Source organism: Vreelandella titanicae (assembly GCF_014697095.1).
Taxonomy (GTDB): Bacteria; Pseudomonadota; Gammaproteobacteria; order Pseudomonadales; family Halomonadaceae; genus Vreelandella; species Vreelandella titanicae.
Genome location: NZ_CP059082.1, coordinates 604,596 through 629,896, shown reverse-complemented (window position 1 = coordinate 629,896; position 25,301 = coordinate 604,596). Strand labels below are relative to the sequence as shown.

The window sequence follows — 25,301 nt, the reverse complement described above, 5'->3', positions numbered from 1 at the left end:
GGTTCATAGCGACCTCGCGGAAACCTGTTGTCGGCACCTGGGTTGTACGACATCGCCAGAGCACTGTTATAATGGATAAATGAACAGTGCTTTCGCGACACCTACCGCCTCCCTTGACGACCCCTTCTATTATCTGACGAACTTTCGCTTCGTTTTGGCCTGGGTGGGGGAGCGCCATGCTGATCTGCTCGCGGCAGACGAGCTCGCTTTTCTTGAACAGTTTGAGAGCTTACCGCAAGCCTCCCAAGCGCTGCTGGTGCGCATGGTGATGCGCAAAGGCGAGCTGTTCCGACTTGGCAAGCTCAGCTATGCCGAGATCGGCGACAGCGCGACGGCGATGGCGCCCTTGGTGTCGCTAGGTTGGGTCGATAGCGACCCGGCACTTAGTGTCGATGAGTTGTTTCACCAGCTACGCTTGGCCGAGTTACGCCAAGCGTTGGCGGCGGAGATACGCGCTGCCGGGCTGAGTGCCTCTAGCGCCAAAACCGTGCTCTACGACACCCTGGCAAGCCGACTTACACACACCGTATCGCTGCCGACCTGGTGGCCCAACGCGCCTGATCGTGTGGTGCGTCTCACCGTCATGGAGACTTGCGACCGTCTGCGGCTGATGTTCTTTGGCAACCTGCGCCAGGACTGGGCCGAGTTCGTTTTGACCGAGCTTGGCCTCCAGCGTTTCGAGTCGGTGCCTTTTACCCCGCAGTCAAGCGCGTTCCAGTCGCGCCAGGAAGTGGATACCTACCTGGTGCTCCATCATTTGCGCCAACGTCTTGATGAGGGCGAATTGCCCGCTGATCTTTACCGTGAAGTACCGTCGCCCTCGGATAACCGCTGGTTGGCCACGCGGCGCGCTCGGTTGCTGCTGCAACTGGGCCGCGAGGCTGAGCGCAGCGGTGACTCTGCACTTGCGCTGACACTCTATGGCGATGCAGACAGTAGCGAAGCGCGCATTCGACAGCTACGTGTGTTGGAGCGAGTGGGCGAACACCAAGCGGCTTTTGCACGGGCGACCCAGGCGCTGGATAGCAGCCCTAACGAGACCGAACATCAAGCGCTGGCGCGGATTCTGCCCCGCTTGCGGCGGCGGCTTAAGTTGCCTGCTGAGCCGAGCGACCCTGAACCTGCCCATGAGCGCTGGGACTTATCATTGCCCGGGCCGCAGTGGGTCGAACGCGCCGTGGTCGAGGCACTCAGCGAGCCTGGGGCGCCGAGCTACTACGTGGAGAATGCGCTGCTGCCCGGGCTGTTTGGTCTGCTCTGCTGGCCAGCGATTTTCGCCCCACTGCCAGGGGCCTTCTTCCATCCTTTCCACAATGGCCCGGCGGATTTATACCGCGACGATTTTGTGGCGCGGCGGCGAGATACCTTCGATGCCTGCCTAGCGCACCTGGAAGATGGCAGCTACCAAGAGGTGATTCGGGCGACTTGGCGGGAGAAACACGGCCTGACATCCCCCTTTGTGCACTGGGCGATTGTCGATGAACCGCTGGTTGAGCTGGCATTGACGTGCATTCCCGCCGTGCACCTACGCTTGTGCTTTGAGCGGCTGCTGGGGGATTTGAAAGCCAACCGGGCCGGACTGCCGGATTTAATTCAATTTATGCCCGGTGCGCCCGTTGGCGAGCCGCGCTATCGGATGATTGAGGTCAAAGGCCCCGGCGATCGGCTGCAGGATAACCAACGCCGCTGGCTTACGTTTTTTCACCGCCATGCCATGCCCGTGGCGGTGTGTTACGTGACCTGGTCGACTGGCGACGAGCCTGAACCATGAGCGCGACCTATCGCGTGGCGGTGCGCGCGCTGTGCGATTTTACCGCTCGGCAGGGCGATCTCGATCACCGCTTTACCCCGGCGCCCAGTGCGCGCGAAGGGATGGAAGGGCATACGCTGGTGGCCAGCCGCCGGGGAGAAGACTATCTCGCTGAACTGCCCCTGTCGGGCAAGTTTGAAGGGCTGATAGTTACCGGCCGCGCCGATGGTTTTGACCCAAAGGCCAACCGCCTGGAAGAGGTCAAGACCCACCGTGGCAGTCTGGAGCGCATGGCGGAAAACCAGCGCGCCCTCCACTGGGCGCAGGTAAAAGTCTACGGCGCGTTACTGTGTGCTGAGCGTGCGCTGGAACAGGTTACCTTGACGTTGGTTTATCTGGATATTGCCAGCGGCAAAGAGACCCTGATCAGCCAGGAAGCCACTGCCGACGAACTCCAGGCGTTCTTTGCCGAGCAGTGCCAACGCTTCCTTGCCTGGGCAGAACAGGAGGCCGGGCACCGTCAGGATCGCGATAGCGGTCTGCAGACCCTGCGCTTTCCCCATGCTGCGTTTCGCCCCGGCCAGCGCGAACTCGCTGAAGATGTTTACAAAGCTGCCAGCACCGGGCGCTGCCTGCTCGCCCAGGCGCCCACCGGTATTGGTAAAACCATGGGCACGCTGTTTCCGATGCTTTCGGCCATGCCCCGCCAGCAGCTCGATCGGATCGCCTTTCTGACCATGAAAACCCCTGGCCGCCGTTTGGCGCTGGATGCCCTGGCGACACTGCGCGGCAGGCGCGACGCCGCCGAGGCCCAGCCCCTGCGCGTGCTGGAACTGGTGGCCCGGGATAAAGCCTGCGAATACCCAGATCGCGCCTGCCACGGCGAGTCGTGCCCATTGGCCGCCGGCTTTTACGATCGCCTGCCTGCAGCACGCCAAGCGGCGGTGGATCAGGGATGGCTGGATCGCGACGCGCTGCGCGAAGTGGCGTTGGCCCACGATGTTTGCCCCTATTATCTCGGCCAGGAGCTGGCGCGCTGGGCGGATGTGATCGTCGGTGACGTCAATCACTGGTTCGATAGCCACGCCCTGCTGCACGGTTTGGCCCAGGCCAACGATTGGCGAACGGGCGTGCTGGTCGACGAAGCGCATAATCTGATTGAGCGCGCCCGCGGCATGTACAGCGCCGAGCTCGATCAGCAGCGTTTCAACCGGGTTCGCCGTGCTGCGCCCAAAGCGCTCTCCCGGCCCCTGGGTCGTTTGTCCCGCCAATGGCAAGCGGTGATTAAAGAAGCAGGGCTGGAAGAGGAGGGCGACCCCAGGAAACCGGCCTACCGGCTGCTTACGGTATTGCCCGACAAGCTAGTCACCGCTGCCCAACAGGTGGGCGCCGCCATCACTGACCACCTGGGTGAGCACCCCGAAGATGCCAGCCTGGAACTACAGGAATTGTTATTTGAAGCGCTGGCATTCTGCCGCCTGGCGGAGCGCTTTGGTGAGCACTCCCTGTGTGATCTTACCCGCTATGGGCGCGGTCAGGCGGTGTTGGGGTTACGCAATCTGATACCCGCCGATTTTCTGGCCGCACGGTTTAACGCGGCCCACTCAGTGGTGCTGTTTTCGGCGACGTTAAACCCTGCCCACTACTACCGGGATCTGCTGGGCTTGCAGGAAAACACGGTATGGCGGGAAGTGGCATCGCCCTTTACTGCGTGTCAGTTGGAGGTGCGTATACGCACGGATATCTCCACGCGTTTTCGGGATCGGGACGCCTCTATCGATCCTATCGTCGCGGCCATGGCGCAGCAGTATCAGCGCAAATCAGGCCACTATTTAGCGTTCTTCAGCAGCTTTGCCTACCTGGAGGCAGCGCTGGCGCGGTTTCGCGAGGCGCACCCGGAAGTACCCGTTTTCAGCCAAACCCGCGGGATGCCGGAAGCGCAGCGCGAGGAATTTCTGGCGCGCTTTGCACCCGGCGGAGAAGGCATCGGCTTTGCGGTGTTGGGCGGTGCCTTTGCAGAAGGCATCGACCTGCCCGGCGACCGATTGATCGGAGCCTTTATCGCCACCTTGGGACTACCGCCGTTTAACGACTTTAACGAAGCGCTTAAAGCACGACTAACCGCCCGCTTCGGCCAAGGTGACGACTATACCTACCGCATTCCCGGCATGATCAAAGTGGTGCAGGCCGCAGGTCGCGTTATTCGCAGTCCAGAAGATCAAGGGGTTGTGGTATTAATGGATGATCGTTTTGCCCAGGCCAGCGTACGTGCGCTATTGCCACGCTGGTGGACGCTGGGAGATATCCACTCCTAACTTAGGATCCTAACGCGAACCATGACAGATCTACTCTGGTACCAGTATGCGCTGATCGGGCTAATTTTTGCCTGGAGCGGTTTTGTGCGAACCAGCCTGGGCTTTGGCGGTGCCGTGCTGGCACTGCCTTTCCTGCTTTTGGTCGTCAACGAGCCACTGGTATTTTTGCCGATTATTGCCATTCACCTGCTGATTTTCTCCAGTTGGATCGCCTGGAGTGGGCATCGCCAGCTGCAGCAAGCGGGCGTGGGCACCACATCGCCAGAGAGTAATATCGATTGGGGTTATTTAACCAAAGCCTTGAAAATCATGATCATCCCCAAGCTGATTGGGGTAGTGGGGCTGTTAACGCTGCCCGCACAAGTCATGACCAGTATCATTTTCGGCATTGTGATCATCTATGCCATTGGCTATGTATTGAATAAGCCGTTCAAAAGCAAGAACAAGTACGTGGACTACGTGCTGCTGGCGCTTGGTGGGTATGTCAGCGGTACGTCGCTGATTGGCGCGCCGTTGATTGTGGCGGTATTCGCCACTCACGTCGCCAAAGAGCAACTGCGGGATACCATGTTTGTGCTGTGGTTTATCCTGGTGATGATCAAGATGGTCTCGTTCCTGATTGCAGGCGTGGATCTTCAGTTAATTCACCAGCTGTGGCTGCTGCCCTGTGCCTTTATCGGCCATTTGGTGGGCGAGAAAGCCCATCGCTATATGCTCAAAGCGAACACCGGGCTGTTCTTTCGTGTGCTGGGCGCGGTGCTGATTCTTGTCAGTGTCGTGGGGTTGGTTCACCCGCCCGCGTAAGTGCTGATGCTCAAAGCTGGCTGTCGGCCTTTAGCGTCGTCTTGCCTAGAATGATCAGGACAACGGCCAGCAGGCCGCACACGACTGCCATGCCGGTAAACACGTTACGCAACGACTCCAGCCAGATCACCGCCGGGGCGACCACCACCGGGGAGATAAACTGGCCGAAAAAGAAGGTCGAGGTAAAACCGCCAAACACCCGACCACGCACCCGTTGAGGAGTGATCCGCATCAGCCACGTGGTGGTATTGGGCATAAAGGCGCCAAGGCCAAAACCGGAGATCGCCGCACCCACGATGGCCATGGCGTAACTCTGGGTGAAGCCCACCACCAAAAAACCGGCGGCCGCCAGGAAAAAACCGAGCACATAGATGGTCATCACCGACAGGAACGGCTTGTAGTAACCATAGCAAAACGCCACGATGCTGGCCGTCAGGGCTGCCATCGAGAGCGCCACGCCGATCGCTACGCCGCTGACTTGACCCTGCTGGGAAAGCAGAAAGGGCAGCTGCGCGGGAAACATATAAAACATGGTCATGCTGATCATGGCGATCAGGTAAGCAAGACAGGTACGCCCGTAGTCCACCGTTACCGGCGCATCGCTTGTATCGCGGCTGGCACCATCACTGGATTGAGGCTCTTGGAGAATCGCCCAGGCATAGGGAAGCAGCAGCACACCGGTCATATAGAGTAAAAACGGGCCGCGCCAACTCCAGTCGGAAAGTAGCCCGCCCAGGTTAATAAAGATTACCCCGCCCAGCGCCATGCAGCTGCTTTGCAGCCCCAAAAAACGGGCGCGTTCGGAGCTGTCAAAATAATCCCCCACCAGCGTGGTACTGATACTGAGAATACCGGCTACCGCAATCCCCATCAGTGCACGGGAGCTTAATAGCAGATCCACGCGATCAATGAAAAAGCCCGCGCCCCCCGCAAAACCGTAGATGCCCAGCATCATCAGCAGCAATTTCTTGCGCCCAAACCGGTCAGCAAGATAGCCCATCAGTGGACTGAACAGCGTAATCATCAGCGCAGGCAGGGTCAGAATCAGCTGGATCACTACCTGGGGCTGGTCGGGAAAATGGCGGCTGATGCCCGGCAGTGCAGGCGCGATAATTGCCCCCGACATCACGGTCATGGTGCTGGCAAACAGTAGTACGGCCTTAATATGCGTTAATTGGCTAATAGTCTTGTCCATATCAAGAGGAGGGGAGAGAGTGAAGAGCACAAACGCTAATCGTAGCATGTTTGTTAGCGTGCTATGTTTGTGTTTTTTACCTTCTACTTCTCAAGCAGTAAGGTTCGGCTACGAACCGTTAAGCGCTATGGGAAGAACCAACGGGGTAGCGGTCATCTTCATATTTCTTGATGAGCAAGGAGAGTGCCTCAAGCTCATTAGCCTCTGGAGTACCAGCATCTGCGGCCCATAGCTCTTCTAGGCGAGCAAATGCACGATCAGGATCGGCATCGTTATGGATAGGCTGGATATTCATCATACAGTCTCCGCATTTACGTGGTCGTACTGTTGATGCGTGCCAACAAATGGTGGCCAGGGCTGTTTTGTGACCGCACAGCAGTTCAAGGGGTGGTGGTAAGGCAAGCCAGGTGTTGGGCGGTGTAGGCGAACTATTACATTACGTAACGTTAAATTACTTGTTTGCAACTTAGCAAAACTTTGCCATAGTGAAAGTGTCGCCTAAGAGCACGCGTTGCGGAAACGCTTCGCCAGAATAATGCGGCAATAAAAACCCTCGGCTATTTGGAGTAGCCGGGGGTTTTGTTTTGCTTGGGTTATGCGCCTTTGCGTGCTCTGGCCAGTTCGGCCATGGCGACGCGGGACAGAAAGCCCGAGCGGGTTTTGTCGCCGGGGTGGCTGGCCACAAAGTCGTCAATTTGCTTAACCAGTAAATCAGGTAATGTGACGTTGATCTTGTGGCTTTTGCCCAGATAGGGGGTCAGGTCGATATCCACCACCGCCCAGATCCAGCCGGCGTATTCAGGGTTGTCCATGTGGTGCTCAATAGACGTTGCTTCGGGAATGGAGTCGCCATAGTCCACGGCTACTTCCAGCCATCCTTCGATCGCTGCTTTCACATTGGCTAACGCCTCTTCAAAGGTGTCACCCGCTGAAAAGCAGCCGTTAAGATCGGGTACTACGACGCCATAGGCGTGCTGTTCGTCGCCGCGCTCAATTGCAATGGGAAACAACATACGTTGATCTCCTTTATGGGGGGCAGCAGTGGCCAACCTCATAAGAGGCCGGCGCTTTTTCTGATTGCTCTTACCAAGCCCGTTTTCAAATTCTTTTTGGGATGTGGCACTGTCACCGTGCCGGGCTTGGTAGGTTGCCTGAAGTGGCAGTGGCTGCCGTTGACTCTGACCAACTCCCAGCCATCTTTCTTCAGTTCTTTTATCAGTGTTCTGCTATCCACCTCCTGCCTCTGTGCTGTTAATTATTGGGGTTACTATAACCCCGAGTTTAAAAAGGATCAACTTCTATAACCCTGATAACCCCAGTTTACTCAATGGGTGGTTCCGTCGATTATCCGGTGATTGTCGGTGTAAGAGATCTTTTACAAATCTTGTCGGCAATGGCTTACATCAATGGGGGCTTGAGGAGCTGGCTATGACGCTTGGATGCGCGAGCTGGAAGGAGCCAGCTTTTCTGTAAGGAGACGGATACCAAAGACCATCGGCCATTGGATGGCCGGGGATTATGTTTTTAAAACAGGGCATTGGGAAAATGAAGCGGCTGAATTGCTTAAACAGAAAGTTCGTGTTCGATAGCGGTGGTTACAAACTGATTAAGGCTTTGTCCTTTGGTCGTGGCGGCGTCGGCGGCGTGCTTGTGCAGCTCTTCCGGTAGGCGCACCTGAAACTTGCCAGAGTAGGACTTGGTGGGTTTAATGTCGCGCTTTTGGCATTCATCCAGAAAAATACGCAGCAAGATTTTGCCTTCGTCGCGTAGCCTGGCAACGCTATCGGCGTATGCGATGTATTAGCCATTTGCTGCTAGCCTCTAATGTTTCTGCTTGGAACCTAGTGTTGCTACCAACAAAAAACGGCCACTTGCTATATTAGCTAAGTGGCCGTTTTTTCTAAATTTTTTGGTCGGAATAGCAGGATTCGAACCTACGACCTCTGCCTCCCGAAGGCAGCGCTCTACCAAGCTGAGCTATATTCCGAAGGTTGCCGAGCAATGCTTATCTGTGCTCAACAACGGAGGTGGATCATACTTAGCCAGAGGTGTTTTTTCAAGTCCTCGGCGGTGTGATCTAGCAATTTTTATGCTTGGCGATCAACCGCTAAGCGGGCCAATTGGGCCATGCTGTCGCGGTAGACGCTGGGCGGTAGGGCGTCCAGTTGCTGGAGGGCTTTATCGGCCATCTCTTCGGCGCGCTGGCGGGTATAGTCGAGTGCGCCGGTGGCGTGAATAATTTCCAGCACGGCGTCGAGCTGCTCAAGCCCGCCATCGCGAATCACCTGGCGAATCAGCTTGGCCTGTTCCGGCGTGCCTTGCTCCATGGCGTGGATCAGCGGCAGTGTCGGCTTGCCTTCGGCTAGGTCGTCGCCAACGTTTTTGCCCATGGCATCGGCGTCGCCCTGGTAATCCAGCAGGTCATCGATCAACTGAAAGGCGAGACCTAAGTAGCGGCCATAATATTGGAGAGCGCGCTCCTGTTCCGGCGTTGCTTCTGCCAGCACAGCACCGCTGTGGGAAGCCGCTTCAAACAGCATGGCGGTTTTGCCCAAAATGGTCTCGAAGTAGTCCTCTTCGGAGATGCTGGGGTTGCCGATGTTGGTCAACTGCAGCACTTCCCCTTCCGCGATGATGCAGGTAGCGCCGGAAAGGATCGCCATAATGCGCATCGAGCCCACATCGACCATCATCTGAAACGAGCGGGCGTAGAGGAAGTCGCCGACCAGTACCGAGGGCGCATTGCCCCAGGCGTCGTTGGCGGTTTTCTTGCCCCGGCGCATATGCGATTCATCCACCACGTCATCGTGTAGCAGCGTGGAGGTGTGCATAAACTCTATTAATGTGGCCAGCGGAATATGCTTGTCGCCGGTGTAGTCGAGGGAGCGGGCGGCTAGGAGTGCCAGTAAAGGGCGCAAGCGCTTGCCGCCGCTTTCGGTAATGTACTGGCCGATCGTTTCAACCAGTGGCACTTTAGAATTGAGCTGCTCGACAATTGTCCGATTGACGGCTGCGAAATCATCGGCCACCACGGCATGCAGCGGTGAAGGCGTTGGGCTGTCAGGCTGGGCTGAGGAGACGTTAGCGGTCATGGGATACGTTCATCGCGGCAGATTGAGGCGGTAACTCCCGCCCATAGTGGAGGTCATGCTATGGGGCTGCCTGTTAGGCGTCAAGACACGCGCTGTGGTCACGCTATGATATGCCGTTATAAGGAGATGGTCGTGTCAATTGACAACGGCCTATGGTCTTGTGGTAAGAGAAGATAGTCGTTATAATCCGCGACCCACTCATCTTGCTCCCTGTCAGATGGCTCCAAAAGGGGCGCCACTCGCAGCAGGTCGATAAGAGCACGACTCGAAAGAGCGTAGGAGATGAGTGCCGTTTAACCGTTAGAACGGCATTAACGACAGTCCGGAGAGCGACATGTACGCAGTTATCAAAAGCGGTGGTAAGCAGTACCGCGTTCAAGAAGGTCAAACCCTCAAGCTCGAGAAAATCGAAGTCGCTACCGGCGAAACGATTGAGTTTGACGAAGTGCTGATGGTCGCTGACGGCGATGACTTCAACATCGGTGCGCCGATGATCAGTGGTGCTAAAGTCTCTGCCGAAGTGGTTTCCCACGGGCGCGGCGATAAAGTCACCATCATCAAGTTCCGTCGTCGTAAGCACCACATGAAGCGTCAGGGCCACCGCCAGTGGTTCACTGAAGTCAAAATTACCGGAATTTCTGCGTAAGCGGTCAATTCCCTTAGGAGGATTTTGCAATGGCACATAAAAAGGCAGCCGGCTCCACGCGTAACGGTCGCGATTCCGAGTCCAAACGCTTAGGTGTAAAACTCTTCGGTGGCCAAGCGGCGACTGCGGGTAACATCATCGTGCGTCAGCGCGGCACGCGTTTCCACGCGGGCACGGGCGTAGGCCTTGGTCGTGACCACACACTGTTCGCACTGAGCGACGGTTTTGTGAAGTTTGAGACCAAAGGCCCGAAAAACCGCAAGTTCGTTAGCATCGTTTCTGCCTAAACGGCTAGTGCTATGCTCGCGGTTGCGAGAAAAAAGGCCCCGCTATGGCGGGGCTTTTTTGTCGGTTAAATCTCTTTTCCAATACCCTTTCCCAATATGTCTTAACACTATGTCTGTAATCAGTATGCTGGTGGCAATAAAGGGTTGGGAAAAAATTTGGTAAACAGCAGTGCATATTAGGGCGGCGGAAGCGGCCGGGAGAATCCAATGCAGTTCGTCGATGAAGCCTCGATTATTGTTGAGGCGGGCAAAGGCGGCAATGGCTGTCTGAGCTTTCGCCGCGAAAAATATGTGCCCAGAGGCGGCCCTGATGGGGGCGATGGCGGTCATGGTGGTAGCGTTTACTTAATTGGTGACGATGCCCTTAACACCTTGATCGATTTTAAATTCCAGCGCTTCTATAAAGCTCAAAACGGGCAGGGCGGCATGGGTCGTCAAATGAGCGGCAAGGCCGGTGAAGATCTGCACGTCAAAGTGCCGGTGGGTACCACGGTGATTGATGAAGACACCCTGGAAGTCATCGCCGATGTGACCGAAATTGGCCAGGTGGTGCTGGTGGGCGAAGGTGGTCGGCGTGGATTGGGTAACATCCACTTTAAATCGTCTACCAACCGCGCACCGCGCCGTACCACAACGGGCACCGACGGTGATCGCCGCAACCTGCGCCTGGAAATGAAAGTGATGGCCGATGTCGGCCTGCTGGGCATGCCCAACGCGGGTAAATCGACGCTGATTCGCTCGGTGTCCGCTGCCAAGCCCAAGGTCGCCAACTACCCGTTCACCACCTTAGTGCCCAACTTGGGCGTAGTGAAACTGGGGATGCACGAGCACTTCGTCATGGCCGACGTACCGGGCTTGATCGAAGGGGCCTCTGAAGGCGCAGGATTGGGGCTACGTTTTTTGAAGCACCTAACCCGCACGCGGCTGCTGTTCCATGTGGTCGATGTGGCACCGTTTGATGAGTCTGATCCGGTGGAAGCGGCCAAGGCGATTGTGCACGAGTTGGGTCAGTTCTCTCCGGCGCTTTCTGAGCGGCCGCGCTGGCTGGTGCTGAACAAGTTTGACCTGCTGCCGGAAGATGAGCGTGAAGAGCGCGCCCAGAAGATTATTCAGGCGCTGAACTGGGAAGGCCCGGTGTTCCGCATTTCAGCGATCAGCAGCGACGGCACCGATAAGCTGGTTCAGGCGGCTTACCGCTGGTTGACCGAGCAGCGCCGCCTTGAGAACGAAGATGAAGAGGCGCTGGCCCGTGAAGAAGAGATGCGTCGCCGCATGGAAGAAGAGTCGGTTGCGCGTACCGAAGACCGTTTGGGTCGTCGGCGTAAGCGGGACGATGAAGATGATGAAGATTTCGACGACGATGATTACGACGTTGAAGTCGAATACGCCCCTTAGTGGTATTGAACGGGTGCATTCGGTAGTAAGCTAAAATCGGTAGTATGCAAAAAGGGGGCTGCGTTCGCGCGGCCCCTTTTATGGGCGTCTGATTAAGTTGCAAGTGGCTGATTTAGTGATGAGTGCCTGATTAAGTTGTTAGCGTCTGATTGAGGTGGGTCGCATGGAAAGTAACGAGCAAATCCTGGGCCGCAGCGCGCTCAGCCGTGCACGGCGGGTCGTGGTGAAGATTGGTAGTGCGCTGCTGACTAACGATGGCCGCGGCCTGGACGAACCCGCCATCGGTGGTTGGGTGGATCAAATTGCCGCTTTGCACCAGAAGGGGATTGAGGTGGTGCTGGTCTCTTCCGGCGCCGTGGCGGCTGGCATGGTGCGTCTTGGCTGGCAGGTGCGCCCCAGCGCCGTGCATGAACTGCAGGCGGCTGCGGCGGTAGGCCAAAATGGCCTGACCCAATGCTACGAGCAGCACTTTGCCCGCCACGACATGCTCACCGCGCAGATTCTGCTTACCCATGACGACCTTTCCAACCGCAAGCGCTACCTTAATGCGCTCTCTGCGCTGCGTACGTTGGTAGAGATGCGCGTGGTGCCGGTGATCAATGAAAACGACACCGTAGTCACTGATGAGATTCGCTTTGGCGACAACGACACCCTAGGCGCGCTGGTTGCTAACCTACTGGAAGCGGATGCGCTGCTGCTATTGACCGACCAGGAAGGCCTGTTTGACGCCGACCCACGGCATAACCCCGATGCCCAGATGATTGCCGAAGGGCGCGCCGACGACCCACGCTTAGCCGCCGTCGCAGGCAGCGGTGGCGCGCTGGGGCGGGGCGGTATGACCACCAAGGTGCGCGCGGCGCAGTTGGCGGCGCGCTCCGGGGCGGTCACGGTGATTGCCAGTGGCCGCCAGCCCGACGTAATCAACCGGATAATGTCGGGCGAAGCGCTAGGCACGCTGCTGCGTCCTGACCAAGTGCCCATGGCGGCACGCAAGCGCTGGTTGGCGGGTCAACTGCAGGTGCGTGGCACGCTGGTGCTGGATGCGGGGGCGGTCAAGGTATTGCGCGATAAAGGCTCAAGCCTACTGGCAGTGGGCGTGCGCGATGTACAGGGCGGTTTCAAACGCGGCGATATGGTGGTGTGTGTGGATGAGCAGGGTGCGTCAGTGGCCAAAGGCTTGGTCAACTATGGCGCTGATGAAGCGCGCCAATTGGCGGGCCAGCCCAGCCACCAGATCGAAGCCATCCTCGGTTACGTGGAAGCCCATGAACTGATCCATCGCGATAACCTTGTCGTTATATAGAGGCTTCTTCTGGTCGTTTTTCAGTCCCGAATGCGGGGCGGTAGAGGCACTTGCCGGGGCCAGTCATCAGGTACCAAAAATAGCCGCTCGTAGCGTTGTTCATTGTGCTCCCGCTCTGAGAAGCACAGCATTACTTGCTGGGGTGAGCGCCAGGCGTGAACCTTTTCGATAATGGTGGGCAACTGCTCCGCCGCAGGGCGAAAAGCGCTGAGGGGTGGCGGTGCCAGCCAGTGAGGTTTTTCCAACCACGCCATGCGCGGCATGGTGGAAAACCGGGCTGCCAGCGCAGGCCAGTCACGTAAGTAGCACCAGGTACCTCGGCGATGATCAGCCGTCGCGCCTTCGGGCGCTGGCATGGCGGCGTGCCAGGGGTAGTAAAGTACGCCGGGCATCGCCAACCGCTGGGTTAACTGCTCGCCTAAACGCAGATCAGAAACACCCAGATCCCGTGGCGTTAGCCAATGCGTAAGCGTTTCCAGCGCAGGCGCCGTGGTGGAAAGGGGGAGCTGGTGACGTCTGAGGTGAGAGCACTTAAGCGCCAGGCTGTCTAACCCGCCGGGGCCAATCCAGCGGCTTTGACTATTGGCTGCCCCAGGCCCTTCAGGCAGCCCCAGGTAGAACTTAATAGCGACTTCTAAATGTATCGGTGCCGGGTTGTCGCGGGTTCTGTACAGCATATCCAGCTCGCCCAGGGTGTTGCGCTGGCGGGTGATGCGCACGTTCCGGGCGAGCAGCCGTGTATTCGGTGCGTGATCTAATAGCATATGCCACAGGCGTTCGTGGTAATGGCCCATGCGCGTTGCGCGGCTGCCGTTCAACGCGGTTAGCGGTGATAGGCCAAGCTTACGTAGCCAGGGCAATAGCGCTTTCTCCAGCCCTAACTCTTTAATGGTGGGCCGCCCTCCACAGGGAATCGGCGGAGGAAGCACCACAAGATCAGGCGTGGAGATCAGCCAAGCCAAATCTCTTAGCACTGACACCGTGTTGCCGAGTTCTACATTCTCCAGCGCGCCATCAACGCCTTCGTTCAGCACGGATATCTCCTCAGCAACCTCATAAGGTCAGCACTATCACTTTAGCTACATGATTTGTCAGCCTACCATAAACGCAGCGGGCTCCCCGTGGGGAGCCCGCAAAGCGATTAGCTGGATAAATTAATCGCGGTCAATTTGAGTCACTTCGGAAGAACCCTGACGGACGCTGATTTCTAGCTCACGGCCATCTTCGCCGCGGCCTTCAATATCGATGATGCCGCTTTTATCGATATCGAGATCTTCAAATTCAACCATACCCTCCTGGCTAGCTACGTCCAGTGCTTGACGGATATCGTCTTCGCTCATACCCCAGGCACCGGTAATCAGGCGCTCGCGTTTCTCTTGTAGCGTTTCACCGTTATCAAGAGAAAATTCCACATCGGCGTACCACTCATCGTCCAGCCAACCTTCTACCTCTACGCGGCCACGGCTTTTAATGCTAACTTCTTCGTAGTGGCTGAAACCGTAGTCATTGGCGTGGGTCAATACGTCATCAATGCGATCCATCGGCAGCGAATCGTCGGCCTGGACACTCCCTGCAGCCGCAGCAAGCAGCAGCGCAGAGGTCGGGATCAGCAGCATTTTTTTCATGGTGTTCATAGCAAATTCCTTCTTTACGTATCTGTACGAGAATGTCTGTACGTCAATGTTTATACAACAGTGAATAAACGGCATTCAGCGAATGCGACAGGGAATTTATACCACCCCGATACTTTCCTTAAGCTGACAAAGCTGTTCATCTAACGTTCATGTTGCCTTTGGCATGCTGACCCTATGAGTAAAATCCTACGCCACTTTAAAAAGCTACTGCGCAGCGTCCCTCGTCGCAACGTCACTGGGTTAGCCTTGGTGCTGTTGCTGGCGGGTAGCGCGGTGGGTGACCAGCATTGGGAGTCGCTACACGGCGAAGTGCGCCGCGGTGAGGTCGTGCCGCTCGACACTATTTTGGACTGGCTGGAAGCGCACTATATAGGGGAAGTGCTGGAGGTTGAGGTGGAACGTGAAGGAGGTTATGTCGAGTATGAGATCAAATTGCTTGGCCCCCAGGGCCAAGTTGTCGAGTTCGAGTTTGATGGCCATAACGGCCAATTAATGGCCATTGAAGGGGTGCGTATCAATGATATGCGCCGCTAGCCTGTTGATGTCACTTGCCAAAAAAGGGTAGTTAGCCGATGAAGTGTTTGTTGGTAGAGGACGACCAGGCGCTGGCTCGCGAGCTTAGCCAAGCGTTGCGCGATGGCGACTGGCTTGTAGAGCATGCGGCTAACGGTCAGGATGCCGATTTTCTGGTACGCACGGAAGCCTACGACACGCTGATTCTGGATGTCGGACTACCCGATGGCGATGGCACTCGCTGGCTTTCGGCATGGCGGGAAGATGGTATCGACCTGCCGGTGCTGATCCTTACCGCCCGGGAACGCTGGGCCGATAAAGCCGCGGGTTTTACTGCCGGGGCGGATGACTACGTCACAAAACCCTTTGAGCCCGCGGAAGTACTGTTTCGCCTGCGCGCCCTTGTGCGCCGCAGCCACGGCCATGCCCATCCAGTACTGAAAGTGGGTGAGCTGAGTTTGGATACCCACACCCAGCACGTCACCTTGGCAGGGCGTCCGGTGGGATTAACCGCCCAGGAAACCCGACTGCTGGGCTATTTAATGCACGCCGCACCGCGGGTGGTGAGCCGCACCGAGCTCTCGGAGCACGTTTATGACCGCGACCACGAGCCGGACTCCAACGTGATCGATGTTCAGGTCAGCCGCCTGCGTCGCAAGTTGGGCAGTTGGCGAATTGCCACCCTGCGTGGCCAGGGCTACCGCTTATTAGCAGAAGAGCCCGCTACCGAATGAGTCGACTCAATTCGGTCTGGCCTGAACTTTGGGTAAGGCGCTGGGCAAAGCGCTCTATAAGCCTGCGGCTACTGCTGGCGGTGCTAGTGATGATAGGGCTGGCGCTGCCCGTTGCGGGCACGCTGCTTTCTCATCATTACCGTGCCTCGGCCACTCAGGCCTTTGATGAGCGCCTGGGGGCCACCCTCAACGTCATCATGGCGGGCGTTACCTACGACCGCATAGAGCAACAGCTTGTCCATGACCGGGCGCTGGGCGACCCGCGTTTTGACAATGTCTACTCCGGCTGGTATTGGCAAATCACCGATGGCGAGCAGCATACGTTGGCCTCGCGCTCGCTGTGGGATCAGCGCCTGCCGGTGATTGATAGCGACACTCTTAGCGCTCGCTCGATACCTGGCCCTCGGGGGCAGTCGCTGCGCGTGGTGGAGCGTGATATCTATTTGGCGCCGTTAGAAACGCCGCTACATATTAGCGTCGCCGCCCGGGACGATGTGTTGGCCCGGGACATTGGCGAATTTCAGCGCCTGCTGTGGGGCGGTTTAGTGGGCCTGGGCGTGTTGTTGCTTGGCGTATTGGCGCTCCAGGTACGCTGGGGGCTAGCGCCACTGCGCCGCATGCATGCCAACCTGCATGAGGTGGAGCAGGGGCGCGCCGAGCAGTTAGATACCCGCTTGCCCGACGAGCTGGCAACGCTTGCTGCCTCAATGAACGCGGTGCTGGCCCGCGATCAGCGCTTGATTGAGCGTGGCCGCCATACCGCTGGCAACCTTGCCCATGCGCTGAAAACCCCGCTGAGCGTGATGCGCCTGCAGCTACGCCAGTTGCCGGAAGCGAACCGAGCCGCCTGGGAGGTTGAGCTAGAACGCGTGGATAGTGCGGTACGTCATCATTTGGCACGCGCTTCAGCGGCGGGCGAAGGCGTTCGCTTTGCGCCCATTGATTTACATGCCACCCTGGCGCCGCTGCTCAATGGGCTGGCCAGGCTTGCCCAGCGGCGTGGCATTGAGCTGCGCCAAACCTGGGCGGGTGAGATTAAAGTCCATATGGATGGGCAGGATATTCAAGAGCTGGTGGGTAACTTAATGGATAACGCGCTGCGCTGGGCGCATAGCGATGTGCAGCTACAGCTAGAGAGTGACGGGCAGCAGTTAACCTTGACCGTTAGCGACGACGGCCCCGGTATGAACGAAGCAGAGTGCCAGCAGGCGGTGCAGCGCGGTAAACGGTTGGATGAACAGCGTTCGGGCAGTGGCTTGGGTTTGGCCATTGTGACTGATCTTGTCGCTCTGTATAGCGGCCAACTGCACCTTAGCCGCGCCAGCACTGGTGGGTTAAAAGTCGTGGTGGAGCTGCCCGTCGTCGCTCGTAATCGTCTCGTATAAATAATGGAGACCGCACCGAATGAATCGTACAGATACGCTGCCCGATATAGTCGCCGGCCCCCTATTAAGACGTATCAGCACTACACGGCTGGTACTTTGGCTCGTCGCCACTCGGCCACTGAACATGGCATTAGTGCTGCGCCCAGGGCACGCCGATAGCCAGTCAATCGGCTTAGCGCACCACCAGCAGTGCATCCCCATCGGTCAGCGGGCCTTTATCTACCTAATTGATTGTGAGCTTGAGTCAGCGCTGCCCTGTGACGAGCGCATCGAGTACGACCTGCAGGTGGTAACACAGCAGGGCGAGTGGCGCTCTCTGCCCGAGTGGGCGCCGTGGCTCTGTTATGATGGCGCCGCCTATCCTGCCTTTGTGATTGCATCCCGCCATCACCGCCTGATGCATGGCTCCTGCCGCAAGCCCCATCACGACAGTGCCGATGGCCTGGTGCGCGCCGACAGTTGGCTTGCTGAGCAGCAGTCAGCGCCCACCGAGTGGCCCGCTTGGCTGCTGATGACCGGTGATCAGGTGTACGCCGACGACGTGGCCGGGCCGATGCTACGCGCCGTGCATGCGTTGATTGAGCGGTTAGGGCTGGTGGATGAGCGGCTGGAAGGCGCGACTGTCGACGATAGCCAGGCGCTCTACCGCTCGCCGGATAGCTACTATCGGCGCGCGGAGCTGCTGCCCGATGTGACCAGCAACGCGGCACTGCGCGAGCGCTTCTTCGGCGGTGTCAAAAAGCCAGTGTTTACCTCGGCGAATGCCCATAATCACTTGATGACGCTGGCTGAAATGCTCGCCATGTACTGCCTGGTGTGGTCGCCGGTGCCCTGGCAGGTGATTGCCCCTAAAGCGCCTGCCTTAGATGAAAAAGACGCCGAGCTCTATCGTCAGGAGCAGGCGGTAATCGATGCCTTTGCTGAAGGCTTGCCCCAGTGTGCGCGGTTGATGGCGCACCTGCCCAGCCTGATGATCTTCGATGACCACGACGTTACCGACGACTGGAACCTAACCGCCGACTGGGAGCGCGCCGCCTACGGTCACCCGTTCTCTAAACGTATTATCGGTAACGCTCTGGTGGCCTATCTGCTTTGCCAAGCCTGGGGTAACGATCCGGATAAATTGAACCCGTTAGCCCATCATGCCTTGACCCTGCTGGGTGATGGCGACCAACCGCTAGTCTGCGCTGAACAGGATGGGCTGATCGAGCGATTGCTGCGTTTTCAGGGCTGGGAGTTTCAGGTGCCCGGCACTCCCGCACTAATTGTGCTGGATACCCGCACCCGACGCTGGCGCAGCGAACGCAGCCCGCATCGGCCTTCAGGCTTGATGGACTGGGAGGCGCTAATGGAAATGCAGCAGGCGCTAATGGGGGCCAAAAGTGCGGTGATTGTCTCTCCCGCACCGATGTTCGGCGTCAAGTTGATAGAGGGAATCCAAAAGCTGTTTACCCTTGCCGGTAAGCCACTGGTGGTGGATGCCGAAAATTGGATGGCGCACCGGGGAGCGGCCAATACGCTGCTGCAGATTTGGCGGCACTCCAAAACCCCAGGCAACTACGTGATTCTATCTGGCGACGTGCACTACTCGTTTGTCTACGACATTGTGGTGCGTCATCAGCGCCGTTCTCCCCATCTGTGGCAGATCACCTCAAGCGGGATCAAAAACACCTTTCCCAAAAACCTGCTCAATACCTTTGACCGGCTCAATCGCTGGCTCTATGCGCCGTGGTCGCCGCTTAATTGGTTCACCAAGCGCCGCAAACTAAGCGTTCACCCCCGCGATCCTGACCGCGCCAGCGCGGGTGAACGGCTGTGGAACGCCAGCGGCATTGGCTTAGTAACGCTGGATGAAAAAGGCCACCCTATCGATATCCGACAGCTCGACGCCGACGGTAGCGAGGTGGTCTTTCCGGCGCGGGAGAAACCGCTCATTTAACGTCAGTGTAGCGTCAACTGACTGATGTCCTTGATGATTGTCATTATAGCGTCACAAAAATGACGCACGCTTGCTTGCAGCTTATCAACCAACTCCAGGGAAGGTGACACATCATAGGAACCACCGCTGGTTATTAGGGTGGCAGAATAGGGCAGCAGGCAAATGACCGCACAAGAATCGCAGTGGTTGCAAAAGATTATTGCAACAGAAGAGTTGCACGTGCTCTTTCAGCCCATTGTGGATGCCAGCCAGCAGGCGATTTATGGCTACGAAGCACTGATTCGTGGGCCTAAAACATCGCCGCTTCACTCGCCGTTACGACTGTTTGAAGTAGCCACTCAGGCCGGAAAGCTGGTGGAATTAGATATACTCTGCCGACGGTTAGCCATCTACCGCTTTGCAGAGCTCGATCTGCCGGGCCTGCTGTTTCTTAACGTTATGCCGTTGACGATCGTAGAGCGTGATTTTCGCGAAGGCTTAACGCTTGGCTTTATTCGTGACAGCGGCTTGCCCCCAGAGCGGGTGGTGATCGAGCTCACTGAACACGTGCCAATCCACGACTACGAGCTAATGCGCCAAGCGGTGGATCACTACCGCACCATGGGCTTCCAGGTGGCGCTGGATGACCTCGGTGCAGGTCACTCAAGCCTGCGCCACTGGTCGGAGCTGCGCCCGGATTTCGTTAAACTCGACCGACACTTTATCTCCGGCATTGACCAGGATCCTGCCAAGCGAGAGTTCCTGCGTTCGATTCTCGATGTGGCGCGTAGCCTGGACTGCCAAGTGATCGCCGAAGGGGTGGAGACCGCTGCTGAGCATCTTTGCTTGTGGGAACTCGACCGTGGGCTCGCACTACTACAAGGCTTCTATTTCGCCCGACCCAACCAGCAGCCGCCTTTAGAACTCAATATGGTGCTGCCAGCGAGCACCCAATTAAAAAGTCCAGCGGGTCGCACCACGCGCTCGATTTTACGGGCTACCGATGCCATAACTACGGATTGCGCAGTGCCGTATATCTCCGAGCGATTTCGCCAACAACCCAGTTTGCGCTGTGTGGCCGTGCTGGAGAATGGTAAGCCCGTGGCTGTGGTGCGACGCAACTCGTTTTTAACTCTATTTACCAACCCCTATAGCCATTCGCTTTATGCCAAGCGCCGTGTGCTGGACGTTGCTGATGCACGCATGCTGGTGGCCGAAGCGGATACTCCGCTTGAGATTTTGAGTCAGAAGTTGACCGACAGCCGGGATATTGAGCAAGAGGACTTTGTCATCGTTAACGCTAACGGTGACTACCTGGGGATGGGCAATATCGTTGACCTTTTGCGTGAGATTACCGCGATTCAGGTGCGCCAAGCGCGGCATGCCAACCCGCTCACCGGCCTGCCGGGTAATATCCTGATCAATGAAACCCTGGCGGCTTATTTGGCCTCCGGGCATGGGTTTGCTGCGGCCTATGTTGACTTGGATAACTTTAAAGCCTTTAACGATGCCTATGGCTACGCCCGAGGTGACCACATCATCATTTCGCTATCGCGGCTGCTGCAAGCACAGGTAGAGAATGCCGGGGGCTTTATTGGCCATATTGGCGGCGATGATTTTATGATGTTGCTGCCGCTTGAGTACTGGGAAAGTGTTTGTCAGCAAATTCTACACTCATTCGAGGTGATGGCTCCGGGCTTCTATGAAGAGGCTGACCGCCTTCAGGGCGGGATTCACATCGAAAACCGTCAAAATAGAATGACGTTTTTTCCCTTTGTGAGCGTCTCGATTGCGGTAAAACCCATCCATGATACGACTACCTGCCAATCGCTGGATATCGCAGGCGAGCTTTCTGAGCTGAAGCACCAGGCGAAAAAAATTCCCGGTAACAGCCTGTTTGTAGAGCGCCGCGGTCACGAGGCTTTTCAAGCTGTAGATTAACTGTCCTTCGCCAAAACGTCACGAAGTGGTCATATAAGTGCCCCATTTTTGTCATCTGGAGTCGTCAGGATGTTGTCATCTTTTAATAACTCTACAGAACGCTACAGGTGACCCATGCAGACATTATCCCTCTCCCGCACGTTAATCAGTGCCGCCGTTGCCAGTGCCTTCGCCTTGGTCGCAGTGAACGCCTCTGCGGATCTTTCATCGCGCTATGTGGATAACGATGGCGATATGGTTGCCGATGTTCCCAGCGACGAGTCACAGTGGGTGGATCCGGATACCTTGGTGTTTGCTTATACGCCGGTTGAAGATCCTGCGGTTTACGCTGATGTCTGGTCTGGTTTTTTGGATCACCTGAGCGAAGCCACCGGCAAAAAAGTCCAGTTCTTCCCGGTGCAGTCCAATGCTGCCCAGCAGGAAGCGCTGCGCGCTGGCCGTCTCCACGTAGCCGGTTTCAATACCGGTGGCGTACCGGTCGCGGTTAACTGCGGTGGTTTCCGCCCCTTCGCCATGATGGCCGCGGAAGATGGCAGTTTTGGCTATGAAATGGAGATCATTACCTACCCCGGAAGCGGCATTGAAGCCGTTGAAGACTTGCAGGGTCGCCAACTAGCGTTTACCTCAGAAACCTCTAACTCTGGCTTCCGCGCCCCCTCGGCGCTGCTGCGCTCTGAGTACGGTATGGAAGCGGGTGAAGATTTTGAGACCGCTTTCTCTGGTTCTCACGACAACTCCATTCTCGGTGTCGTTAACGAAGATTACGACGCGGCGGCGATTGCTAACTCCGTAGGCAAGCGGATGATTTCCCGCGGTGTAGTGAACGAAGGTGATTACGACATTATCTACACCTCACAAACCTTCCCCACCACCGCTTACGGGCTGGCGAATAACCTGAACCCGGAACTTGCCGAGAAGATTCAGGATGCGTTCTTCAGCTACGACTGGGAAGGCACGGCCCTCGAGTCAGAATTCGCCAACTCCGGCGAAGCGCAGTTTATTCCGATTACTTATCAGGATAACTGGGCGGTTATTCGCACTATCGCTGACGCCAACGGCGTGACCTACGACTGCGATTAATCTTTAAGCAGTACCCCAATACGATCGGCCAGGAGGGCAACCTTCTGGCCGAACCGCTATGTAGATGAGGCACTTCCATGTTGACACTCACCGGCGTTGGTAAACGTTACCCTACCGGGGATCGAGCGCTGACGGATATTGAACTCACGCTGCCCAAAGGCCAAGTGATGGCGCTGATTGGACCATCTGGCGCGGGTAAAAGCACACTGATTCGCTGTGTGAACCGGTTGGTTGAGCCTACTCAGGGCAGCATTCGCCTGGACGGCACGGAACTGACGAAGCTCTCGGGACATAAGCTGCGTCATGCCCGCCGCTCCATGGGAATGATTTTTCAAGAGTATGCGTTAGTAGACCGCCTAACCGTGATGGAAAACGTGCTTTCAGGTCAGCTCGGTTACGTGGGCTTTTGGCGCAGCTTCCTGCGCCGCTACCCGCAGGAGGCTGTGATTGAAGCCTTCCGTCTATTGGAGCGAGTGGGGTTGCCGCATGCCATCGATAAACGTGCCGATGCCCTGTCTGGCGGCCAGCGCCAGCGGGTGGGTATCGCCAGGGCGCTCCTGCAAAGTCCTAAGCTGTTGCTGGTGGATGAACCCACCGCCAGCCTTGACCCAAAAACTTCGCGCCAAATCATGCGTTTGATTCGTGAGCTGTGCGCAGAGCGCGAACTGGCGGCGATCATCAATATTCACGACGTAGCGCTGGCCCAGCAATTTGCTGACCGCATTGTCGGCCTGCGGGCGGGTGAAATCGTCTTCGATGGCCTTCCCAGCGACCTCACCAGCGAGATCCTCACCACGATTTACGGTGAAGAGGACTGGGACACCACGCCTGAACCAATGGACGATGAAGTCAGCGGCGATGAGGCGACTAACACTGCTCCGATTAATCCTCCCTACGCGCGGGTGATGTCGTCAATCGAAGCGGGGGCAGCACGATGAGCGAGCATGCACGCCAGCAGGCGGCGCAGCACGGTCAGTGGCGGCGACTACCGCTAATTGACAGTCCCCGCTTGCGCTGGGGACTCGCCATTGGAGCAGTGGTGTATCTGTCTTTAGCGCTTGCCTCGGTTGAGGTGAACTGGGAGCGGGTGGCGGAAGGCGCAGGCCGTGCGGTTAATTTTTTAGGCGCCTTTATGCAGCCCGACTTTGTCAGCCGCTACGACGATATCGTCGCGGGATTGCTGGAAAGTTTGACCATGACGCTCACCTCCACGGTACTGGGTGTGCTGCTGGCGATCCCCGTGGGTTTAGGGGCAGCGCGTAACATTTCACCACTGCCGATCTACTTTGTGTGCCGCGCGATTATCGCCGTTTCGCGCACGTTCCAGGAGATCATCATCGCGATTCTGTTTGTGGTGATGTTCGGCTTCGGGCCCTTTGCGGGCATGATTACTCTGGCCTTCGCGACGATTGGCTTTATGGCCAAGCTACTGGCGGAAGATATTGAAGATTTGGATTGGCGGCAGGTAGAAGCGGTACGCGCCACGGGCGCCAGTTGGTGGCAAACCATGAACCACGCCGTGCAGCCCCAGGTCATGCCGCGTTTGATCGGGCTCTCCATGTACCGTTTGGATATCAACTTCCGTGAGTCCTCGGTGATTGGCATTGTCGGCGCAGGCGGTATTGGCGCCACGCTGAATACCTCGCTGAGCCGCTATGAGTACGACACCTCCGCGGCGATTCTGCTGATTATCATCGCCATCGTGCTGCTGTGCGAGTACAGCTCAAGCCATGTCCGCCGCTGGACTCAGTAAACGCTGATTCAGTAACTGCTGGATCCGTAAGTTCTGGCCCCTTAATTTGTCGAGAGTTTAAATGCCTGTTTCCACTACACCCCAGGGTCAGCCGGTTTGGCGGCGGCGCACCACCCGCGCTCAATGGTTGCAGTACCTGGCTTGGCTGGCGGGTGTCAGCCTATTTCTGCTCTGCTGGAAGATGATTTCCGACAACACCATGTGGGTGTTTGTGGAAGATGCCGGCCGCCAGGGAGCAGATTTGATCAGCCGCATGACCCCTCCCGAATGGAGCTACGCCAATGTGCTCTGGAAGCCCATGTGGGACACCATCAATATCGCCACTTTGGGCACCGCGTTAGGGATTATGATGGCGTTTCCGGTGGCATTTTTAGCCGCCCGTAACACGACGCCGCATCCGCTGGTGCGCAGTTTGGCGCTGATGGTGATCGTTTCATCGCGCTCCATTAACTCGCTGATTTGGGCGATGCTACTGGTCACCATTCTTGGCCCCGGCGTACTGGCGGGGATTATTGCCATTGCCCTGCGCTCCATCGGCTTTGTGGGCAAGCTGCTTTACGAAGCGATTGAAGAGATCCATCCCACGCCCGTTGAGGCGATTAGCGCTACCGGCGCGAGTCGACTGCAGGTGATGAACTACGGCGTGCTGCCCCAGGTGATGCCCGCGTTCGCGGGGATTAGCGTTTACCGCTGGGACATTAATATCCGTGAGTCGACGGTGTTGGGCTTGGTCGGGGCAGGTGGTATTGGTCTGCAGTTGAATGCCTCGATCAATAGCCTCGCCTGGGATCAAGTTAGCGTCATCTTTATTATGATTTTCGCCACCGTGCTGGTGTCGGAGTGGATTTCCGCACGTGTGCGTCACGCGATTATCTAGTAATTGGTTTCCTAATCTACAAACTGCCTAGGTCGGCGAGGTTACCCCTATGCGCTTTCCTGAAGCCGAACAAACAACGATAGATTTACTGCGCCACGGCGAGCCGGTGGGCGGGCGTATGCTCCGCGGCTCCACCGACCATCCGCTGAGTGAAACCGGCTGGCAGCAGGTGACCGATGCAGTCATGCGGCAGACGGTCGACGGGCATCTTCCCTACGATGCGATCGTGACCTCGCCGTTAACGCGCTGCCGTGAATTCGCCTTATGGCTGGGCGAGGAGTTTGATCTGCCCGTTCAGGTGGAAGACGATTTCGCCGAGTTGCATTTGGGGCAGTGGGAGGGCAAAACCCACGCCCAGGTGTTTGCCGAAGAGGGCACCGAGCGAATGAGTGCCTTTTGGTTCGATCCTGCCGCGGTGTCTCCCCCCGGTGGCGAAACCCTGCAAGCCTTTGACGCGCGATTAGCCGAGGCCTGGCAGCAGCTGTTAAGTAACCCGCCTGGCAAGCATGTGCTGGTAGTGGCGCATCTATTTGTCTGCAATGGCCTGCTGCGCCAGGTGATCGAGCAGCCGCTTTCGCGGGTACTGGCAATGGATTTACCCTACGCGGCAATGAGCCGGGTGCGGCATGAACGCCATGCGCTGGGTGAAACCAGCTTTGTCGAGTGGATTGGCCGCTAA

General features: G+C 57.3%; 25 protein-coding genes and 1 tRNA gene. 17 read left to right on the top strand and 9 right to left on the bottom strand.

The window, feature by feature from the left end:
- The first annotated feature begins 79 nt into the window (after positions 1–79).
- Genes HZS52_RS03005 through HZS52_RS02995 form a run of 3 tightly spaced genes read left to right on the top strand, consistent with a single transcriptional unit; the run spans position 80 to position 4,869 of the window.
- Positions 80–1,771 (top strand): VRR-NUC domain-containing protein, encoded by a 1,692-nt coding sequence (locus tag HZS52_RS03005; RefSeq protein WP_190374127.1) that lies wholly within the window; start codon positions 80–82, stop codon positions 1,769–1,771.
- Positions 1,768–4,065 (top strand): ATP-dependent DNA helicase, encoded by a 2,298-nt coding sequence (locus HZS52_RS03000; protein WP_190374126.1) that lies wholly within the window; start codon positions 1,768–1,770, stop codon positions 4,063–4,065. The genes HZS52_RS03005 and HZS52_RS03000 overlap by 4 nt, the downstream gene beginning before the upstream one ends.
- A 21-nt stretch (positions 4,066–4,086) precedes the next feature.
- A complete protein-coding gene (locus HZS52_RS02995) occupies positions 4,087–4,869 on the top strand; it encodes a sulfite exporter TauE/SafE family protein (RefSeq protein ID WP_027958186.1) in 783 nt (260 codons plus the stop codon).
- 10 nt (positions 4,870–4,879) lie between these two features.
- Here HZS52_RS02995 and HZS52_RS02990 read toward each other — a convergent pair whose 3' ends face one another.
- From HZS52_RS02990 to ispB, 7 genes are all read right to left on the bottom strand, one after another.
- Positions 4,880–6,112 (bottom strand): MFS transporter, encoded by a 1,233-nt coding sequence (locus HZS52_RS02990; protein ID WP_223828039.1) that lies wholly within the window; start codon positions 6,110–6,112, stop codon positions 4,880–4,882.
- Between the two features lie 70 nt (positions 6,113–6,182).
- Positions 6,183–6,362: a transcriptional regulator gene (locus HZS52_RS02985; RefSeq protein WP_176316341.1), complete on the bottom strand. Its 180-nt coding sequence runs from the start codon at positions 6,360–6,362 to the stop codon at positions 6,183–6,185.
- Positions 6,363–6,657: 295 nt separating this feature from the next.
- Positions 6,658–7,077, bottom strand: coding sequence for a type II toxin-antitoxin system HicB family antitoxin (locus HZS52_RS02980; RefSeq protein ID WP_190374125.1), 420 nt, complete (start codon positions 7,075–7,077; stop codon positions 6,658–6,660).
- Between the two features lie 38 nt (positions 7,078–7,115).
- Positions 7,116–7,298, bottom strand: coding sequence for a type II toxin-antitoxin system HicA family toxin (locus HZS52_RS24735; protein WP_190374124.1), 183 nt, complete (start codon positions 7,296–7,298; stop codon positions 7,116–7,118).
- A 329-nt stretch (positions 7,299–7,627) separates the two neighbouring features.
- On the bottom strand, positions 7,628–7,813 hold the full coding sequence (locus tag HZS52_RS02970) for a YlcI/YnfO family protein (protein ID WP_223828038.1): 186 nt from the start codon (positions 7,811–7,813) through the stop codon (positions 7,628–7,630).
- Between the two features lie 161 nt (positions 7,814–7,974).
- Positions 7,975–8,051, bottom strand: a tRNA-Pro gene (locus tag HZS52_RS02965).
- A gap of 100 nt (positions 8,052–8,151) precedes the next feature.
- Entirely contained in the window at positions 8,152–9,156 is a 1,005-nt protein-coding gene (gene ispB / locus HZS52_RS02960; RefSeq protein WP_009287882.1) for an octaprenyl diphosphate synthase, read from the bottom strand.
- Positions 9,157–9,490: 334 nt separating this feature from the next.
- Between ispB and rplU the strand changes: the two genes are divergently transcribed.
- From rplU to proB, 4 genes are all read left to right on the top strand, one after another.
- Complete coding sequence (gene rplU / locus HZS52_RS02955; protein WP_022520761.1) at positions 9,491–9,802, top strand: 50S ribosomal protein L21; 312 nt, start codon at positions 9,491–9,493, stop codon at positions 9,800–9,802.
- Positions 9,803–9,831: 29 nt separating this feature from the next.
- Positions 9,832–10,089: a 50S ribosomal protein L27 gene (gene rpmA / locus HZS52_RS02950; protein WP_008957069.1), complete on the top strand. Its 258-nt coding sequence runs from the start codon at positions 9,832–9,834 to the stop codon at positions 10,087–10,089.
- Positions 10,090–10,296: 207 nt separating this feature from the next.
- A complete protein-coding gene (gene cgtA / locus HZS52_RS02945) occupies positions 10,297–11,484 on the top strand; it encodes an Obg family GTPase CgtA (protein ID WP_190374123.1) in 1,188 nt (395 codons plus the stop codon).
- A 163-nt stretch (positions 11,485–11,647) separates the two neighbouring features.
- Positions 11,648–12,787 (top strand): glutamate 5-kinase, encoded by a 1,140-nt coding sequence (proB, locus tag HZS52_RS02940; protein WP_190374122.1) that lies wholly within the window; start codon positions 11,648–11,650, stop codon positions 12,785–12,787.
- 20 nt (positions 12,788–12,807) lie between these two features.
- Here the strand turns inward: proB and HZS52_RS02935 are convergent, their stop codons facing one another.
- Positions 12,808–13,821, bottom strand: coding sequence for a DUF1853 family protein (locus HZS52_RS02935; protein ID WP_190374121.1), 1,014 nt, complete (start codon positions 13,819–13,821; stop codon positions 12,808–12,810).
- Positions 13,822–13,941: 120 nt separating this feature from the next.
- Entirely contained in the window at positions 13,942–14,421 is a 480-nt protein-coding gene (locus tag HZS52_RS02930) for a hypothetical protein (protein ID WP_027958197.1), read from the bottom strand.
- A gap of 174 nt (positions 14,422–14,595) precedes the next feature.
- Between HZS52_RS02930 and HZS52_RS02925 the strand changes: the two genes are divergently transcribed.
- The 10 genes from HZS52_RS02925 (at position 14,596) to HZS52_RS02880 (ending at position 25,301) form a co-directional block, all read left to right on the top strand.
- Entirely contained in the window at positions 14,596–14,955 is a 360-nt protein-coding gene (locus tag HZS52_RS02925; protein ID WP_022520757.1) for a PepSY domain-containing protein, read from the top strand.
- Positions 14,956–14,993: 38 nt separating this feature from the next.
- On the top strand, positions 14,994–15,668 hold the full coding sequence (locus HZS52_RS02920) for a response regulator transcription factor (RefSeq protein ID WP_022520756.1): 675 nt from the start codon (positions 14,994–14,996) through the stop codon (positions 15,666–15,668).
- Entirely contained in the window at positions 15,665–17,053 is a 1,389-nt protein-coding gene (locus tag HZS52_RS02915; protein WP_022520755.1) for a sensor histidine kinase, read from the top strand. The genes HZS52_RS02920 and HZS52_RS02915 overlap by 4 nt, the downstream gene beginning before the upstream one ends.
- A gap of 19 nt (positions 17,054–17,072) precedes the next feature.
- A complete protein-coding gene (locus HZS52_RS02910; RefSeq protein WP_190374120.1) occupies positions 17,073–18,992 on the top strand; it encodes an alkaline phosphatase D family protein in 1,920 nt (639 codons plus the stop codon).
- A 162-nt stretch (positions 18,993–19,154) separates the two neighbouring features.
- Positions 19,155–20,912 (top strand): EAL domain-containing protein, encoded by a 1,758-nt coding sequence (locus HZS52_RS02905; protein WP_009287888.1) that lies wholly within the window; start codon positions 19,155–19,157, stop codon positions 20,910–20,912.
- Positions 20,913–21,026: 114 nt separating this feature from the next.
- Positions 21,027–21,992, top strand: a complete 966-nt coding sequence (phnD, locus tag HZS52_RS02900; RefSeq protein WP_041158977.1) for a phosphate/phosphite/phosphonate ABC transporter substrate-binding protein — start codon at positions 21,027–21,029, stop codon at positions 21,990–21,992.
- A 77-nt stretch (positions 21,993–22,069) separates the two neighbouring features.
- Complete coding sequence (gene phnC / locus HZS52_RS02895; RefSeq protein WP_041158978.1) at positions 22,070–22,930, top strand: phosphonate ABC transporter ATP-binding protein; 861 nt, start codon at positions 22,070–22,072, stop codon at positions 22,928–22,930.
- Positions 22,927–23,745, top strand: coding sequence for a phosphonate ABC transporter, permease protein PhnE (gene phnE, locus HZS52_RS02890; RefSeq protein WP_041158979.1), 819 nt, complete (start codon positions 22,927–22,929; stop codon positions 23,743–23,745). Before phnC ends, phnE (HZS52_RS02890) begins: the two co-directional genes overlap by 4 nt.
- 61 nt (positions 23,746–23,806) lie before the next feature.
- Positions 23,807–24,622, top strand: coding sequence for a phosphonate ABC transporter, permease protein PhnE (phnE, locus tag HZS52_RS02885; protein WP_022520751.1), 816 nt, complete (start codon positions 23,807–23,809; stop codon positions 24,620–24,622).
- A 49-nt stretch (positions 24,623–24,671) separates the two neighbouring features.
- A complete protein-coding gene (locus HZS52_RS02880) occupies positions 24,672–25,301 on the top strand; it encodes a histidine phosphatase family protein (RefSeq protein ID WP_027958201.1) in 630 nt (209 codons plus the stop codon).